Origin of the sequence: Paraburkholderia haematera, from assembly GCF_905220975.1 — a bacterium.
GTDB lineage: Bacteria > Pseudomonadota > Gammaproteobacteria > Burkholderiales > Burkholderiaceae > Paraburkholderia > Paraburkholderia haematera.
Genome location: NZ_CAJNBK010000002.1, coordinates 642179 through 658032, shown reverse-complemented (window position 1 = coordinate 658032; position 15854 = coordinate 642179). Strand labels below are relative to the sequence as shown.

14 protein-coding genes are annotated in these 15854 nt (G+C 61.5%); 2 read left to right on the top strand and 12 right to left on the bottom strand.

What is annotated here, in order from left to right:
• Positions 1-239: 239 nt before the first annotated feature.
• The 4 genes from KHO23_RS07360 to KHO23_RS07345 all read right to left on the bottom strand — a co-directional run bounded on the left by KHO23_RS07360 (position 240) and on the right by KHO23_RS07345 (position 4343).
• Complete coding sequence (locus tag KHO23_RS07360; RefSeq protein ID WP_211610363.1) at positions 240-1058, bottom strand: ABC transporter permease subunit; 819 nt, start codon at positions 1056-1058, stop codon at positions 240-242.
• Positions 1058-1987 carry an ABC transporter permease subunit gene (locus tag KHO23_RS07355; RefSeq protein ID WP_211610345.1) on the bottom strand — a complete coding sequence of 310 codons (930 nt, stop codon included), beginning with the start codon at positions 1985-1987 and terminating at the stop codon, positions 1058-1060. The genes KHO23_RS07360 and KHO23_RS07355 overlap by 1 nt, the downstream gene beginning before the upstream one ends.
• Positions 1984-3150 (bottom strand): ABC transporter ATP-binding protein, encoded by a 1167-nt coding sequence (locus KHO23_RS07350; RefSeq protein WP_211610362.1) that lies wholly within the window; start codon positions 3148-3150, stop codon positions 1984-1986. The genes KHO23_RS07355 and KHO23_RS07350 overlap by 4 nt, the downstream gene beginning before the upstream one ends.
• 92 nt (positions 3151-3242) lie before the next feature.
• Positions 3243-4343 (bottom strand): polyamine ABC transporter substrate-binding protein, encoded by a 1101-nt coding sequence (locus KHO23_RS07345; protein ID WP_211610344.1) that lies wholly within the window; start codon positions 4341-4343, stop codon positions 3243-3245.
• Between the two features lie 670 nt (positions 4344-5013).
• Here KHO23_RS07345 and KHO23_RS07340 point away from each other — a divergent pair.
• Positions 5014-5217: a DUF1289 domain-containing protein gene (locus KHO23_RS07340; protein ID WP_211610343.1), complete on the top strand. Its 204-nt coding sequence runs from the start codon at positions 5014-5016 to the stop codon at positions 5215-5217.
• 136 nt (positions 5218-5353) lie between these two features.
• Here KHO23_RS07340 and KHO23_RS07335 read toward each other — a convergent pair whose 3' ends face one another.
• The 4 genes from KHO23_RS07335 to KHO23_RS07320 all read right to left on the bottom strand — a co-directional run bounded on the left by KHO23_RS07335 (position 5354) and on the right by KHO23_RS07320 (position 10276).
• Positions 5354-6010 (bottom strand): OmpW/AlkL family protein, encoded by a 657-nt coding sequence (locus KHO23_RS07335; RefSeq protein ID WP_211610342.1) that lies wholly within the window; start codon positions 6008-6010, stop codon positions 5354-5356.
• A gap of 70 nt (positions 6011-6080) precedes the next feature.
• Positions 6081-7271: an NAD(P)H-dependent flavin oxidoreductase gene (locus tag KHO23_RS07330; RefSeq protein ID WP_211610341.1), complete on the bottom strand. Its 1191-nt coding sequence runs from the start codon at positions 7269-7271 to the stop codon at positions 6081-6083.
• 276 nt (positions 7272-7547) lie between these two features.
• On the bottom strand, positions 7548-9140 hold the full coding sequence (locus KHO23_RS07325; RefSeq protein WP_211610340.1) for an ABC-F family ATPase: 1593 nt from the start codon (positions 9138-9140) through the stop codon (positions 7548-7550).
• 179 nt (positions 9141-9319) lie between these two features.
• Positions 9320-10276 (bottom strand): NAD(P)-dependent oxidoreductase, encoded by a 957-nt coding sequence (locus KHO23_RS07320; RefSeq protein ID WP_211610339.1) that lies wholly within the window; start codon positions 10274-10276, stop codon positions 9320-9322.
• A 172-nt stretch (positions 10277-10448) separates the two neighbouring features.
• Between KHO23_RS07320 and KHO23_RS07315 the strand changes: the two genes are divergently transcribed.
• A complete protein-coding gene (locus KHO23_RS07315) occupies positions 10449-10655 on the top strand; it encodes a dodecin (protein ID WP_091793652.1) in 207 nt (68 codons plus the stop codon).
• A 153-nt stretch (positions 10656-10808) separates the two neighbouring features.
• Here KHO23_RS07315 and KHO23_RS07310 read toward each other — a convergent pair whose 3' ends face one another.
• The 4 genes from KHO23_RS07310 to KHO23_RS07295 form a co-directional block, all read right to left on the bottom strand.
• A complete protein-coding gene (locus KHO23_RS07310) occupies positions 10809-11903 on the bottom strand; it encodes a BMP family ABC transporter substrate-binding protein (RefSeq protein ID WP_211610338.1) in 1095 nt (364 codons plus the stop codon).
• Between the two features lie 67 nt (positions 11904-11970).
• The gene (locus KHO23_RS07305; protein ID WP_211610337.1) at positions 11971-12900 is read right to left on the bottom strand and encodes an ABC transporter permease; all 930 of its coding nucleotides are present in this window, start codon (positions 12898-12900) and stop codon (positions 11971-11973) included.
• Positions 12901-12918: 18 nt separating this feature from the next.
• Positions 12919-14025: an ABC transporter permease gene (locus KHO23_RS07300; protein WP_211610336.1), complete on the bottom strand. Its 1107-nt coding sequence runs from the start codon at positions 14023-14025 to the stop codon at positions 12919-12921.
• Positions 14026-14104: 79 nt separating this feature from the next.
• Positions 14105-15706, bottom strand: a complete 1602-nt coding sequence (locus KHO23_RS07295; protein WP_211610335.1) for an ABC transporter ATP-binding protein — start codon at positions 15704-15706, stop codon at positions 14105-14107.
• Positions 15707-15854 lie beyond the last annotated feature (148 nt).

Below are 15854 nucleotides of genomic sequence, written 5' to 3'. Positions count from 1 at the left end.
CTTCCGGCTTCTGATAGTTCGTCAGCAGGCTGTCAGCCAGCTTGACGAGCTCAGGATCGGGTTTCACTCGTTTGTTGCGTTTCGCTACGGTCATCGTCGCTCCTGTTACTGGCAGTCTCCTGCCAAATGACCGTTTACACAAAACTAATTACACCCTCAAAATTTCTGACAGGCCCACAGACCCCGTTTCTCCCAACGCCATCGTCATTCGGACAGTCAACGCCGGTAGGCAAAAAAACCTACACAGCCATGACAGCCCTCTTCCTCTCGGCTCGCTGCATAAAATAGTTAGCCAAAACGACACCCACCGTCACAACGGCAATAAACAACGTAGCCAGCGCATTCATCTCAGGATTCAACCCAAGCCGAACGCGAGAGAAGACCACCAGCGGCAACGTAGTCGACCCAGGCCCCGACAGAAACGCCGACAACACCAGATCGTCGATCGACAAGGTAAACGACAACAACCACCCAGAAACCAGAGCCTGCGAAATCAGCGGCAAAGTGATGAAGAAAAACACCTTAAGCGGCGTTGCCCCAAGATCAAGCGCGGCCTCCTCAAGGGAAGGATTCAACTCTTTCACACGCGACTGCACGATGATGGCCACATACGAAATACACAACATCACGTGCCCGATCCAGATCGTGAAGATGCCACGCCCGGCCGGCCATCCCAACCACTTGGCCATTTCGATGAACAGCAGAAGCAACGAGATCCCCTGAATCACCTCGGGAATCACCAGCGGTGCATTGATCATCCCGGTGTAGAGGGTAAAACCGCGAAACCGCCCCATACGGGCCAGGACAAACCCGGCCCACGTTCCGATAATCACCGACGCAAACGCCGTCAACAACGCCACACGCAACGACAACCACGCAGCCGCGATCAACTCGTCGTCCTGCAACAACGCCGCATACCAGCGCGTGGAAAACCGCGTCCACACCGTGACCAGTTGCGATTCGTTGAACGAATACACAATCAGACTCACGATCGGAATGTAGAGAAACAGAAACCCGATCCCCAACGCAATGAACTGAAAAATCCGGTTCGGCTTCATTAGCGCCTTTCCTCCATCGCCTTCGCCTGCGCGTACTGGAAAAACGCCATCGGCACCAATAACAACAACACCATCGCGCACGTCACGGCAGACGCCATCGGCCAATCGGCATTGTCGAAGAACTCATTCCACATCACGCGGCCAATCATCAGCGTGTTCGCGCCACCCAGCAATTCCGGAATCACGTACTCGCCGACCGCCGGAATGAACACCAGCAAACAACCGGCAATGATGCCGTTCTTCGACAGCGGCAAGGTGATCTGCCAGAAGGCCCGCCACGGCTTCGCGCCGAGGTCGTAGGCGGCCTCCAGCAACGTCATGTCCATCTTCACCAGATGGGCGTAAAGCGGCATTACGAGGAACGGCAGGTACGAATACACCATGCCGATGTATACCGCGGTGTTCGTGTGATACAACTCGACCGGCGTATGGATCAGCCCGACTGACATCAGAAAGTTGTTCAGCAAGCCATTGTTCTTCAGGATGCCGATCCATGCGTACACGCGAATCAGAAACGACGTCCAGAACGGCAGCATGACAGCCATCATCAGCAGATTGCGGCTCGCCGGATTCGATCGCGCAATGTAATACGCCATCGGATAACCGATCAGCAAACACAGCAGAGTGGATACCGCTGCGACCACCACCGAATTCACATAGGTCGCGAAGTACAGGCTGTCGGTCAACAGAAACGCATAGTGCGACAGGTCCAGCGCGACATGAACCACCCCGTCCGTGTACGTGGTGAGTTCCGTATAGGGCGGAATGCCAAGCTGCAAATCGGCAAAGCTGATCTTCACGACCAGCAGGAACGGCACGAGGAAAAACAGCAGCAGCCAGAAGAACGGGCCGGCCACCACCGCGGTACGGCCGGTCAGATTGAAACGGCGCACCGGCCACGACGCGAGCGAACTGATCGAGCGCTTCATGACGTCAGCACCACGCCGGCCGATGCGCTCCAGCGCACATACACTTCGTCGCCCCAGGTGGGCGGATCGATCTCCGTCAGGGCAAGGCTCGTCACGTTGGCGATCACCGTTTTGCCGGCATCGAGCTTCACGTGATACAGCGAATAGCCTCCCATGTACGCGATATTCGTCACGACGCCCTTGCCCCAGTTGTACGTGCCTTCAGGCGGCTTGCGCGTGATCGCAATGCGCTCGGGCCGCACCGAGATCGTCACGGGCATGCCGAGCGGCCCGGTGATGCCGTGGCTGACATAAAGACGGACCGGCAAGTCCGGGGTTTCGATGAACACGTGATCGGGTTCATCTTCGACGACGTTGCCGTCGAACAGATTGGTCGAGCCGATGAACTCGGCCGAAAAACGGCTATTCGGAAATTCGTACACTTCGTGCGGCGTGCCGAGCTGGACGATCTCGCCTTCGCTCATCACGGCAAGACGGTCCGCCATCGTCATCGCCTCTTCCTGGTCGTGCGTCACCATCATGCAGGTCACGCCGACCTTGTCGAGAATGTTGACCAGTTCGATCTGCGTGCGCTGACGGATCTGTTTGTCGAGCGCGGACATCGGCTCGTCGAGCAACAGCAGCTTCGGCCGCTTGACGAGCGAGCGTGCGAGCGCCACACGCTGCTGCTGACCGCCGGAAAGCTGATGCGGCTTACGCTTCGCAAAGCGGCCCATCTGCACGAGATCGAGCGCGGTCTGCACGCGATCTTTCAGTTCGGATTTCGGCACGCCTTCCTGCTTCAGGCCGAAGGCGACGTTGGCCTCGACCGTCATGTGCGGAAACAGTGCGTACGACTGGAACATCATGTTGACCGGCCGGCGATACGGCGGCAATTGTGCGAGGTCTTCGCCGTCGATCAGAATCTTGCCCGAGGTGATCGATTCGAGGCCCGCCAGCATGCGCAACAAGGTCGATTTGCCGCAACCGGAACTGCCAAGCAGCGCGAACAGCTCGCCCTTTTTCACCGACAGGTTGACCTCGTTGACCGCCACGGTCTCGCCGAACTTCTTCACGATGTCGACGATCTGGACGAAATTCTCTGCTGCGTCGCCCACTTCAGCGTTCAGCCCCGGAAATGGTGCGGCGGCCCCTGCCAGCGCGCCCGACTGGTCACTACTCATCACGATGCTTTACTCCGGCGTTTGACGAACAAAGCCCCCGGTGGACACCGGGGGCTTCATGATGATACTTACCCGTTCACTCTGGCCGCGAATCAGCGGCCGGACTTGAATTCAGTCCACAGCCGGGTTTGCAGCCGCTGGATTTCCGGCGGCAGCGGCTTCAGTAGGAACAGCGTCTTGATGACTTCGGGCGACGGATATACGGCCGGATCGTTCGCCACGTCCTTGTCCACGTACTTGCGCGCTTCGAGGTTGGCGCTCGGATAGTAGACGGCGTTGGTGATCGCGGCATGCACTTGCGGCGTTTCGATGTAGTTGATCCACTCGAGCGCGGCTTCCTTGTTCTTCGCGTCCTTCGGAATCGCCATCACGTCGAACCACACCGGGGCGCCGCCCTTCGGAATGTAATACTCGATCTTGTAGGCCTTCTTCGCTTCGACCGCACGATGCTTGGCGATCACGACGTCGCCCGACCAGCCGTACGCGAAGCACACGTCACCGCCGACCAGATCGTTGATGTAGCCCGACGAGTTGAACTGCGTGATGTACGGGCGGATCTTCTTCATCATCTCGAGCGCGGCGCGGTAGTCGGCCGGGTTCGTGCTCATGGGATCGCGGCCGATGTAATGCAGCGCGGCGGCGAACACCTGGTCCGGCGCGTCGAGCACGGACACGCCGCAGGCCTTCAGCTTCGAAATGTTTTCCGGTTTGAAGAGAACGTCCCAGCTATCGAGCGGCACGTTCTTGCCGAGGATCTGCTGCGCCTTGGTGACGTTATAGCCGAGGCCGGTCGTGCCGTAGGCCCAGGGTACCGTGAACTTGTTGCCCGGATCGGCGCCGGCCACGAGAGCCATCAGCGACGGGTCGAGGTATTTGAGGTTCGGCAGCTTCGATTTGTCGAGCGGCGCGAAGATTCCGGCAGCAATCTGCTTGCCGGCGTAATTGCTGGTCGGCACGACGATGTCGTAGCCCGAATTGCCGGTGAGGAGCTTGGCTTGCAGCGTGTCGTCGCTGTCGTAGTTGTCGTATTTGACCTGGACGCCTGTCTGCTTGGAGAAGTTCGGAATGGTGTCCTTGGCAATGTAATCGGACCAGTTATACACGTTCAGCTGCGTATCTTTCGCAGCGGCCGTCAACCACGGCGTCGCGCACAAGACCAGCGCCGCCATCTTCACCATTACCCGCTTTTTCATTCCGTTCTCCGATGCGGACCGGCCTGCGCCGATCGTCTTCGCCCATGCCGCGCCACGCGGCACGCGGCTCCCCTGAAAAACCCGAAAACTACCATTAATTATTGCGCGCACCAAAAAAAATGCTGAGCTGTCGCGCAAACGGTACAGCGTAAGCCGCGCCGCTACAAAATGGCCGCAATTTTAGCGGGTTATCGGCGCGTGTCTACCCGAAAAAAACACCAGTGGCAGCCCCGGTGTCATCTCGTTGTCAAGTTGCCGCGGCTTCGCCGAACCCGCTTCGCATTGGGTTGGCAGCCAGGGACCGTCTTCGGGGAGTTTTATGCCGCACGGCTAACCTCGATGCAAGCTGAATCCACCCGTCGCACCATGGCGTTCATACGGTACTTATCCAACGCTGAAAGTCTGGAAGACCGTGCGGCGTGAATCACGCTGGCGGGCGTTGACCTCACTGCGCCGGGTGCCGGGTTCGCAGCGGGCACGTTGCTTACGGGTGGGTACGGTCTCAATGAAGTGGTTTTGTAAGCATTCTCCGGGATTCGAATCAGGGCGAACGCGGACGTGGATACTGCCAACCGTGCATGCATCTGTGCCACGGCAAGCGCAACGCCGAACCGCGATCACCGCATCGGTTAACATAGCGGAACTCCGCTTCTCCGCCCCAAGGTTTCTGATGGCTTCGAATCTCCACGATCTTCCCGACAGCCCGTGCATCGGCGTCTGTTCCACGCTTTTCGACGAGGTCTGCAAAGGCTGCGGCCGCACCGCCACCGAAGTGTCCAACTGGGTGTTCCTGAGTGACGAGGAAAAGCAGGCCGTATGGGTGCGCATCGAACAGGACGGCACTGCGATGCGTTTCAAGAACGATAGGCTGTAACCTCCTCGCATCGTGACCGCCCGCACCGGCTTCCCGCCGGCGCATTCGTCTCTCGATTGGGATCGAGATGGCAATAGAAAAACGCCGGACATTCCGGCGTTTTTGCATGACGGGCGCGGCTTCTCAAGCGTTACGGTCAGAACCGCATACCGACACCCAAACCCACCACTACCGGGTCGATACTCAGCCGGCCGAGCGATTGACCGCTAAGCGTTGCGTCGGTGTGCATCCAGATTTTCTTGATGTCCGCGTTGACGAACAGCGACTTGCTCACCTGCACGTCCACGCCGGCCTGCAACGCGGGGCCAAAGCTGTGATTGGTGATCGAGATCGGCTGGCCGCCTGCATTCAGGCCGTTGTTGTAGAACAACGTGTAGTTCAGACCCGCACCGACGTACGGACGAATACGCCCCGCGTGGTTGAAGTGATATTGCAGCAGCAGCGTGGGCGGCAACACGTTCACGCCGCCGAGATTGCCGAGGCTCGACGTCAACTGATGGCGCGACGTGCCGAGAATCAGCTCGACGCCCAGATAATCGCGGATCATGTAGGTCAGATCCAGTTCCGGCACGATAGCGTTGTTGACGCCCACATTGAGCGCCGACAGCGTCTGGCTGGTCTCCACGTTCGGCATGATGCTGATTGCGCGCAGTCGCACCAGTACGTCGCCGGCGTGTATGCCGTTCATCTGGTCGTCGCCGGCAGCCTGGGCCTGCGGAGCCAGCGCGCCCGCACCTAGCAGGCACGACGCGACGGCGGCGGCCCTGATTCTGTTCCTGAACGAGTGCTTCATGTGCTTCCCCGGGTGTTTGTTTGCGTGCGGGAATTGTCGAAGGTCCCGTCAGGTTTCATGTTGACCCGCGTCAACCGAGCGAGAACGCCCATCGCCTTGCGACAGCGGGTCGCGTCGCGCCGGTCAGCAGCAATTCGATCAGGTCGTGAACGCTACGAATGGCCGTGCCGAACGGTAAGGCTTCGCGGCCGCGAAAGAACAGGCCGTTGGCCACGTCGCCGCGCAATGCCGCGGCGAGTCGCGTGTCGATGCAGAAGTGGCCGAACTTCTCGACCCCGTCGCGCCAGCCACAGACGCTGAGGCATTCGAGCGCGGTCGGACAGGCGTGTTTGAGCGCGCCGATCTTCTCGCGGATTCTCGTTTCGTGACGCAGATAGCGCATCAGCCACGGCGTTTTCACGGCACGCGCGGGCAGCCCCGTTACGCTGACGAATTCGACGATGTCATCGGGCGTTGCTTCGGCTAGCACGCGCTTGAAGTTCGGATGTGCGTCGCCTTCCTCGGTAACGGCGAACGGCGTGCCGAGCTGCACGCCGCCGGCACCCGCGGCAAGTAGCTCACGCACGGCTTCGTGACTATTGATGCCGCCCGCGACGATCAAGGGCACGTCCTGCCGGCTCAGGCCGAGTGACGTATACACCGCGTCGAGTTCTTCGAGTACACGCAGGAAATCGAAGCGCGGGTCATGCAGGTCGGCGAGATTAGTCACGCCGAGATGGCCGCCCGCGCGGGCCGGATGTTCGATCACGATGGCGTCGGGTAATCGGCCCTTCTTTATCCATTTCTTCAGCACCAGCGCCGCACCGCGGCTATCCGACAGGATCGGGATCAGCGCGATATCGTGGCCTTGAGTCATGTCCGGCAGGTCGAGCGGCAGGCCCGCGCCCATGACAATTGCATCCGCGCCGTTTTCGCAGGCGACGCGCACATAGTCTGCTTGCGCGTTGACTGCTTTCATCACATTGACGGCGATCATGCCGTGGCCTTCCGCGAGGACCTTGGCGGCCTGAATTTCCCGAGCCAGCGCAGTGAGATTCGCCTGTTCGAGCGTAGCCCGATCGGGGGATTGCCGGCAAAGCTCGATCAGATCGGGATGGTGATGACGCAGGTCGATGCTAGCGATGGTGCCGAGCGCGCCCTCGCGGGCGACGCTGCCTGCCAGCCTATGAGCTGAGATGCCGACGCCCATGCCGCCTTGTACGATCGGAAGCAGCGAGCGGCCGCGTATAACAAGCGGTGAGAACGAGTGAGAGGTGAGCATTGACGACCCGATGGATGGACTAGCGAAACGGTGATAATCGGCCGTCGGGCGAGGCGTGCGTTGCTTTGGGTCAAGAGCTTGTTTGCCGGTCTGGTTTTGAGTCCGGTTAGTTGACGTTGGTCAATTTATGGCGGCTCCGTCGTGACACCTGGGGTCCGTGGGCGTGCGGCGGACAGAAGGAAAAACCCGACCCGGCGTGCAGGACGCGCACCATAAAAAAAGCCCGCTTCGAAGAAGCGGGCTTTGCTTGACGCTACACCGTTAAGCGCGGTGCGCTTACTGCACGCCCTGGCTCGCGAGGAAGTCCTCGTAGTTACCGCCGAAGTCGTTCAGCGAGCCGTCGGTCTTCACTTCGATGACCCGGTTAGCCAAACCACTCACGAACTCACGATCGTGCGACACGAAAATCAACGTGCCTTCGTACTTGTCGAGCGCGATCTGCAGCGACTCGATCGATTCCATGTCCATGTGGTTGGTCGGCTCGTCCATCAGCATCACGTTGTGGCGGCCCAGCATCAGCTTGCCCCAGATCATGCGGCCCTTCTCACCACCCGAAAGTACCTTGACCGACTTGCGGATGTCGTCGGCATTGAACAGCAGGCGGCCGAGCGTGCCCCGCACCATCTGCTCGTCGTCGCCTTCCTGGCGGTAGCCGTCGATCCAGTCCATCAGCGTGACGTCGTCCGGGAATTCTTCGTACGTATCCTGCGGCATGTAACCGATGTTGGCGTTTTCAGCCCACTTCACCGTGCCGTGATCCAGCGTCAGCTTGCCGAGCAGCGAGCGCAGCAGCGTGGTCTTGCCCGCGCCGTTTTCGCCAATGATCGCGATACGCTCGCCCGGTTGCACGCTAATGCTGAAATCGTTGAAGATCGAGCGCTCGTACTTCTTCGAGATCTTGTCCGCGACGACTGCAATGTTATGCAGCTTTTTCTCGTACTCGAAGCGGATGAACGGGTTCTGCCGCGACGACGGCTTGAATTCCTCGATCTTGATCTTGTCGATCATTTTCAGACGGCTGGTAGCCTGACGCGCCTTCGACTTGTTCGCCGAGAAGCGGCGCACGAAGTCCTGCAGGTCGGCGACACGTTCCTTCGCCTTGGCGTTGGCGTTCTGCTGACGCTCGCGCGCCTGCGTGCTCGCCAGCATGTAGTCGTCGTAGTTGCCCGGATAGACCTTCAGCGTGCCGAAGTCCATGTCGGCCATGTGCGTGCAGACCTGGTTCAGAAAGTGACGATCGTGCGAGATGATGATCATCGTCGAGTTGTACTGGTTGAGAATGTCTTCCAGCCAACGGATCGAGTTGATGTCCAGGTTGTTGGTCGGCTCGTCCAGCAGCAGCACGTCCGGCTTCGAGAACAGCGCCTGCGCGAGCAGCACACGCAGTTTCCAGCCCGGCGCGACGTTGCTCATCGGGCCGTTGTGGTCTTCAATCGCGATGCCGATGCCGAGCAGCAATTCGCCCGCGCGCGCTTCGGCGGTGTAGCCGTCGTACTCGGCGAACTTCGCTTCGAGTTCGGCGGCGTGCATGTAGTCGTCGTCAGTCGCGTCCGGGTTCGCGTAGATCGCGTCGCGCTCGGTCATGGCGGCCCACATTTCGGCGTGGCCCATCATCACGACGTCGAGCACGCGCACGTCTTCGTACGCGAACTGATCCTGGCGCAGCTTACCCAGGCGGATGTTCGGTTCGAGCATCACGTTGCCGGAGCTCGGTTCCAGATCGCTGCCCAGGATCTTCATGAAGGTGGATTTACCGCAGCCGTTCGCACCAATCAGGCCATAGCGGTTCCCTCCCCCGAATTTGACCGAGATGTTCTCGAAGAGGGGCTTTGGCCCGAATTGCATGGTGATATTGGCGGTAGACAGCACGGCGCGTCCTTTGAATGAATTTGCGGCGAACAACCCAATATTTTAGCAGGTTATCGCGAATTCAACCCACGTACGCGCCATGCTGGCGCGTTTTGCCGGCGTTTTGACGCTGCGCTCATGGTCGGCTCATGGTCAACTCAAGCACGGCTCACGCACGGCTCACCCCTCCCGCCGGCCTTCTAGCCGGCGCGCGGCGTCTGCAAAACGTCGATGAAGGCCGACAGATCGGCCTCCCCAAGCCCCATTGCCGCGCCAAGACGCAGCAGTTGCTGAACCGTCGACGAAACCGGCATCGGCGTGCCGGTCTCGTACGCCGTCGCGGCAACTGTGTCGATGTCTTTCTGGAACGTGCGGAATGCGCCGATCGGCGCGAGGTTGTTTTGCGTCATACGCGGCACGAAAATCTGCAGCAAGACCGAATCGGCCCAGCCGCCGGCCAATCCTTCCGTCAGTTTGGCGGCGTCGATGCCGCTGCGTTGCGCAAGACTCACCGCCTCGGCGATCGCCGCCACGGTCGCGGTGACGATGGTCTGATTGCAGAGCTTGGTGGTTTGCCCCGCACCGACATCGCCCATGTGCGTGACGCGAGCCGAATACGCGCCGAGGAGCGGCGCGACCGCCTCGACGTCCGCTGCGGCGCCGCCCGCCATGATGGCGAGCGTGCCCGCCGTCGCGCCCGCTACGCCACCGGATACGGGCGCGTCGATCCAGCCGACGCTTGTGGCGCGGCCTCCCTCATCCTCATTGGCCCTTGCCGCGTCAGCGCCCTCTCCTGCCGCCGTCACGCAGGCAATCGTCGCCGCCCGTCGCGCGAACGCCTTCGTGGCGGCCGGCGGAATGCTCGAGTGATCGACGATCCAGCGCACGCGTCCCGGCGCGGTCGCATCCGCGCTCAGCAGGCCCTCTGCACCGAACACCGTTTCTTCAACCGCCGCCGCATCCGCGACGCACAGCAGCACCGCTTCGCACCGCGCGGCCAATTCGCGCGGCGTATCGACCACCTGGGCCCCATCCGCAAGCAACGCTTCCGCCTTGGCCCGCGTGCGATTCCAGACATGCACGGTATGCCCCGCGCGCAGCAGATGCCGGATCATCGGCGCGCCCATCAGACCGGGACCGCAAAAACCAATTTCCACTTTCAAGCCTCGTCAGGTTTCAGGTTGAGTTGCGCGGACATCATAACGGCCTCGCCGCGCCGCGGCATATCGGGCGCGCGATGTGCGAGATGACTGACCCATACGAGCGACGTCGCCCCCAATCCATTGCCTATACTTTTTGCACACCAACGAAGATCAAAGGAGGAAGTCCATGTCAGAACACGTTTACAAGCAAATCGAACTGACCGGCTCATCGACCAAATCGATTGACGACGCAATCAGCACCGCGATCGCAAAGGCATCGAAGACGCTGCGCAATCTGCACTGGTTCGAAGTGACGGAAACACGGGGCCAGATCGAGAACGACAAGGTCGCCTACTGGCAGGTGACCATCAAGGTCGGCCTGCGCATCGACTAGCGCTTCGCCTGAAACCTCTTCGACACATCATCAGAAGCAAAAAAAAGCTGCGTCCGTACTGGACGCAGCCCCTTAAAGCAGCGGTTGCTGAAACCGCCGCCTGGTCGATTGTTTCCGGATCGCGATCCGCTCGCGACAACCGCGAAAGCCGGATTACTTCGGCAGCGAACCGTCCACGCCTTCCACGTACCAGTTCAGGCGCTGCAGTTCCGGATCGGTCAGCGTCTTGCCTGCCGGCACCTTCACCGCGCCGGACTGATCCTTGATCGGGCCGGCGAATACGTCCCACTTGCCGCCCGCCAGTTCATCGCGCTTCGCCGCGACCTGCTTCTGCGCATCAGCCGAAATCGCCGAGGTGTTCAGGTCTTCGAGATTGACGGCCTTCTGCGGAATGCCCCACCACACCGGATCGTTCTTCCACTTGCCGTCCAGCACCTGCTGAATCGCCGCGTTGTAATACACGCCCCAGTGCGCAACCACCGAACCGAGGTGCGCCTCGGGACCGAACTTCTTCATGTCCGAATCCCATCCGAACGCATGCACGTGCTTTTCCGATGCGGTCGCGAGCGTCGCGCTCGAATCGGTGTTCTGCAACAGCACGTCGGCCCCCTGGCCGATCAGCGTTTCAGCGGCCTGCTTTTCCTTGCCCGGATCGAACCAGCTATTGATCCAGATGACCTTGGTGTGAATCTTCGGATTCACCGAACGCGCGCCGAGCGTGTACGCGTTGATGTTGCGGATCACTTCAGGAATCGGCACCGAGGCGACGAAGCCAAGCGTGTTGGTCTTCGTCACATAGCCCGCGGCGACGCCGGCCAGGTACGCGCCCTGGTACATGCGCACGTCATAGGTGCCGAAGTTCGGCGCCTTCTTGTAGCCGGTTGCGTGCAGGAACACCGTATCGGGGAAGTCTTTCGCGACCTTCAGTTCGAAGTCCTGATAGCCGAAGCTCGAACCGATGATGATCTTGTTGCCCTTGTTCGCCAGATCGCGGAACACGCGTTCCGAGTCGGCCGATTCCGGTACGTTCTCGATGCGGGTGATCTTGATCTTGTTGCCGAACTTAGCTTCTGCTTCCTTCGAGCCCTGATCGTGCGCGAAGGTCCAGCCGGCGTCGCCTGGATTGCCGAGGTAGACGAACGCGACGCCCGGCGCGTCGGCCGCCTGCGCGGTTTGCGCGAGCGGTGCGGCAAGCGCCAGGGAGGCCGCGCCCCAGGCGAATGCGGTCAGCAGATTTCTTCTCTTCATGTTTTCTCCTGTCGTGTTTGTCGATTGATTTGAAACGTGTGGTCCGTTATATGAAACGACAAGCGTGTCAGCCCGCCGAGAAAAACGGCTTGCCGAGCGATGCGGGTGCATTCAGACGAATCGTGTTCGGGTTGCGCGAAATCAGCACGAGCACGACGACGGTGGCGACGTACGGCAGCATCGCGAGGAACTGCGTCGGCACCGGCACGCCGATGGCCTGCGCGTAGAACTGAAGGCCGGTCACGGCGCCGAACAGCAGCGCACCGATCAGCAGGCGTCCCGGGCGCCACGTCGCGAACACCACCAGCGCGAGCGCGATCCAGCCACGGCCCGACGTGAGTTGTTCCTGCCACAAGTGCAGGTTGACGATCGAGTAATACCCGCCTGCGAGCCCCGCCATGCCGCCGCCGAAGGCCACCGCGCCGTAACGCACGCCGACCACCGGAAAACCGACCGAGTGCGCCACTTGCGGCGATTCGCCAACCGAGCGCAGCACGAGGCCCGCACGCGTGCGGTACAGGAACCACCCGATCACCGCGAACATCAGGAACGCGAGGTAATCGAGCGGTGTGAGACTGAAGAGCGCAGGCCCGAGCACCGGAATCTTCGAAAGACCCGGGATGGTCCACGTGTCGATCGTGGCGCGCACGGCGGCCGACGTGTACGGCTTGCCGACATAGGCCGACAAGCCAATGCCGAAGATCGTCAGCGACAAGCCGGTGGCGACCTGGTTGGCGAGCATGGTGAGCGTGAGGAACGCGAATAGCAGCGACATCGCGAGACCCGCGCCGATCGCGGCGACCACGCCGAGCCACGGGTTGCCGGTTATGGCGGTGACCGCGTAACCGGTCACGGCGCCCATCAGCATCATGCCTTCGACGCCGAGGTTGAGCACGCCCGACTTCTCGGCGACGAGTTCGCCCGCGCCCGCGAACATCAGCGGGATGGCGGCGGAGACGGCGCTCGAAGCGAGCGCGCTGGCTTGTTGAATGTCCATGGAGATCCGGCAGGAAAATCAGTGGGCTTGCGCGGCGACAGAGCGCCGGCGCACGCGATAGTTCACGAACAGGTCGGCACCCAGCAGGCAGAACAGCAGCAGCCCCTGGAACACGCCGGAGAGCGCCTGCGGCAATTGCATCGAGGTCTGCACCGCTTCGCCGCCGAGGTACAGCAGCGCCATCAGCAAGCTCGCGAGCACGATGCCGAGCGGATGCAGCCGTCCCACGAACACGACGATGATCGCGGTGAAGCCGTAGCCCGGCGACCACGTCGCCTGCAACTGGCCGATCGGACCGGCGATCTCGCCCATGCCGGCGAGGCCTGCCAGACCGCCGCTGATCAGGAGCGAGGTCCAGATGGTTTTCTTGTCGGAGAAACCGGCGTAGCGCGCGGCAAGCGGCGCGAGACCGCCTACGTTCATGCGGTAACCCGCAAAGCTCTTGCGCATGAACAGCCACACGCACGGAATCGCGATCAGTGTGATGAATACGGACGCGTTCAGCCGCGTGCCGCGCAGCCATTTCCAGTGCCAGTCGCCGGAAAACGTCGGGTACAGCGCGTCGCCGCTGAACATCTCCGAGAGCGGGAAGTTCATGCCCTGCGGGTCGCGCCACGGGCCGCTCACCAGGTAGATCAGCAACTGCGTGGCCACATACGTGAGCATCAGGCTGACGAGAATCTCGTTGGTGTTGAAGCGGCTTTTCAGCAGCGCGGGAATCGCCGCCCACGCCATGCCGCCGAGCACGCCGGCGATCATCATGGTCGGCAGAATCCACCAGCCGGTGGCCTGATCGAAATAGATCGCGACGCCGCTGGCGGCGATGCCGCCGAGCAGCATCTGCCCTTCAGCGCCGATGTTCCAGACGTTGGCGCGATAACCGATCGCGAGGCCGAGGCCGATCAGGCACAAGGGCGAAGCCTTCAGCAGCAGTTCGGACCAGCCGTTCACACTGGAGAGCGGTTCGATGAAAAACGCGTGCATAGCTTCGAGCGGATCGCGGCCGACCAGGCTGAAGATCAGGAAGCCGATCGCGAGCGTGAGCAACGCGGCGATCAGCGGCACGGCAAGCTGCATCGTGCGCGAGGGCGTGGTGCGTGCTTCGAGTCGATACGGAAGGATCATGGGAGCGTGTGCTTAGGTCTGGTTATATCTGGTTCTGGTTTTTAATGTCGATCCGCGGTTCGATCGCGCATCGATCGGGTCAGGCATGCGCCGGCTGTTCCGCCGAAGGCGCCGCGCCCTCGCGGTCGCCGAACAGGCCCGCCATCCAGCGGCCGATTTCCTCGGCGTTGGTCGCCCCCGTGGCACGCACAGGCGAAAGTCTGCCGCCTGCAAGCACCGCGATGCGATCGCAGATGTCGAACAACTCTTCCAGCTCCTCCGAGATCACCAGAATCGCCACGCCGCGCGCCGACAGGTCAAGCAACTGCTGACGAATGAAAGCCGCCGCACCGACGTCGACACCCCAGGTCGGCTGCGCGACCACCAGCACCTTGGGCGCCTGCAGAATCTCGCGGCCCATGATGTATTTCTGCAAATTGCCGCCGGAGAGGCTTTGCGCCAACGCTTCCGAGCCGCCGCAACGGACGTCGAAGGCATCGATGCAACGCCTGGCGAAGGCGCGCATCGCGCCCGCCTTGATCCAGCCGGTGTTCACCATCTGCTGACGATGCGCGGTAAGCAGTGCGTTTTCCGACAGCGTCATTGCCGGCACTGCGCCGCGGCCCAGACGCTCTTCCGGCACAAAACCGAAACCGAGCGCGCGCCGGCCGCCTGCGCCGAGGCGCCCTGACGCCTTGCCGCAGATCGTGACCGCATCGGCGCGCGTGCCGCGCTTCTCCCCCGACAAGGCCGATAGCAATTCAGCCTGCCCGTTGCCCGACACGCCCGCGATGCCGAAGATCTCGCCGGCATGCACGCCGAACGATACGTTGTCGAGCGAGGTGCCGAACGGGTCGTCGCTCTCCACCGACAACTGCTTCACGTCGAGCAGCACGGCGCCCGGCGTGTGCTCGCGCCGGGTGTAATCGGGCAGCGAATGGCCGACCATCAACTGCGCGAGCGACGCTTGCGTCTCTTCTTTCGGTTTCACATGCCCGGTCACGCGGCCGCCGCGCATCACCGTGGCGGTATCGCACAGCTCCTGGATTTCGTCGAGCTTGTGGCTGATATAGAGGATGCTGCAACCCTCTGCCGCGAGACGGCGCAGCGTCTCGAAGAGCTTGCGGACCGCTTGCGGCGTGAGCACCGAAGTCGGTTCGTCCATGATCAGCAGACGCGGGTTCTGCAGCAGGCAACGCACGATTTCGACGCGTTGCCGCTCGCCCACCGTCAGGCTATGCACGTGACGTTGCGGGTCGATGTCGAGGCCGTAGTCGGCGGAGACTTCGCGAATACGCTTGGCGAGCGTCTTCAGATCGAACGGTTCGTCGAGCGCGAGCGCGATGTTTTCGCCGACCGTGAGCGTCTCGAACAGCGAAAAATGCTGGAACACCATGCCGATGCCGAGCTTGCGCGCCGCCGCCGGGCTGGCGATCTCGACCGGCTGGCCTTCCCAGCGGATCTCGCCGGCGTCGGGCCGCACCGCACCGTAGATGATTTTCATCAGCGTGCTTTTGCCGGCGCCGTTCTCGCCTAGCACCGCATGGATTTCACCCGGCGCGACGATCAACGTGACGTCGTCGTTGGCGCGCACGGCCGGATATTGTTTGGTGATGCCCTGAAGCATCAACCGGGGCGCCACCTGTTCCGGCCTGTTTGCCGGCTGCGCGGTGGCGCCGTCGCTATAAAAAGAGTCGCTCATGTGATTCCGTAGTACGTCGGAGACTGCCGGTTACAGCGCGTCCGCCCGCCCTGTCAGCAAGCGATCCGTCACCACAACCGGATGACAATACCTAAATCGACCGGCTCAGTCGAGCCGTCAAAATTCCCCGCAAACCCGCGCCGCAGCG

Excerpts from the sequence above, each read along its gene's own strand:
- KHO23_RS07360 (WP_211610363.1), bottom strand. The coding sequence starts at position 1,058 with ATGAAGCCGAACCGGATTTTTCAGTTCATTGCGTTGGGGATCGGGTTT.
- KHO23_RS07355 (WP_211610345.1), bottom strand. The coding sequence starts at position 1,987 with ATGAAGCGCTCGATCAGTTCGCTCGCGTCGTGGCCGGTGCGCCGTTTC.
- KHO23_RS07350 (WP_211610362.1), bottom strand. The coding sequence starts at position 3,150 with ATGAGTAGTGACCAGTCGGGCGCGCTGGCAGGGGCCGCCGCACCATTT.
- KHO23_RS07345 (WP_211610344.1), bottom strand. The coding sequence starts at position 4,343 with ATGAAAAAGCGGGTAATGGTGAAGATGGCGGCGCTGGTCTTGTGCGCG.
- KHO23_RS07340 (WP_211610343.1), top strand. The coding sequence starts at position 5,014 with ATGGCTTCGAATCTCCACGATCTTCCCGACAGCCCGTGCATCGGCGTC.
- KHO23_RS07335 (WP_211610342.1), bottom strand. The coding sequence starts at position 6,010 with ATGAAGCACTCGTTCAGGAACAGAATCAGGGCCGCCGCCGTCGCGTCG.
- KHO23_RS07330 (WP_211610341.1), bottom strand. The coding sequence starts at position 7,271 with ATGCTCACCTCTCACTCGTTCTCACCGCTTGTTATACGCGGCCGCTCG.
- KHO23_RS07315 (WP_091793652.1), top strand. The coding sequence starts at position 10,449 with ATGTCAGAACACGTTTACAAGCAAATCGAACTGACCGGCTCATCGACC.
- KHO23_RS07310 (WP_211610338.1), bottom strand. The coding sequence starts at position 11,903 with ATGAAGAGAAGAAATCTGCTGACCGCATTCGCCTGGGGCGCGGCCTCC.
- KHO23_RS07305 (WP_211610337.1), bottom strand. The coding sequence starts at position 12,900 with ATGGACATTCAACAAGCCAGCGCGCTCGCTTCGAGCGCCGTCTCCGCC.
- KHO23_RS07300 (WP_211610336.1), bottom strand. The coding sequence starts at position 14,025 with ATGATCCTTCCGTATCGACTCGAAGCACGCACCACGCCCTCGCGCACG.
- KHO23_RS07295 (WP_211610335.1), bottom strand. The coding sequence starts at position 15,706 with ATGAGCGACTCTTTTTATAGCGACGGCGCCACCGCGCAGCCGGCAAAC.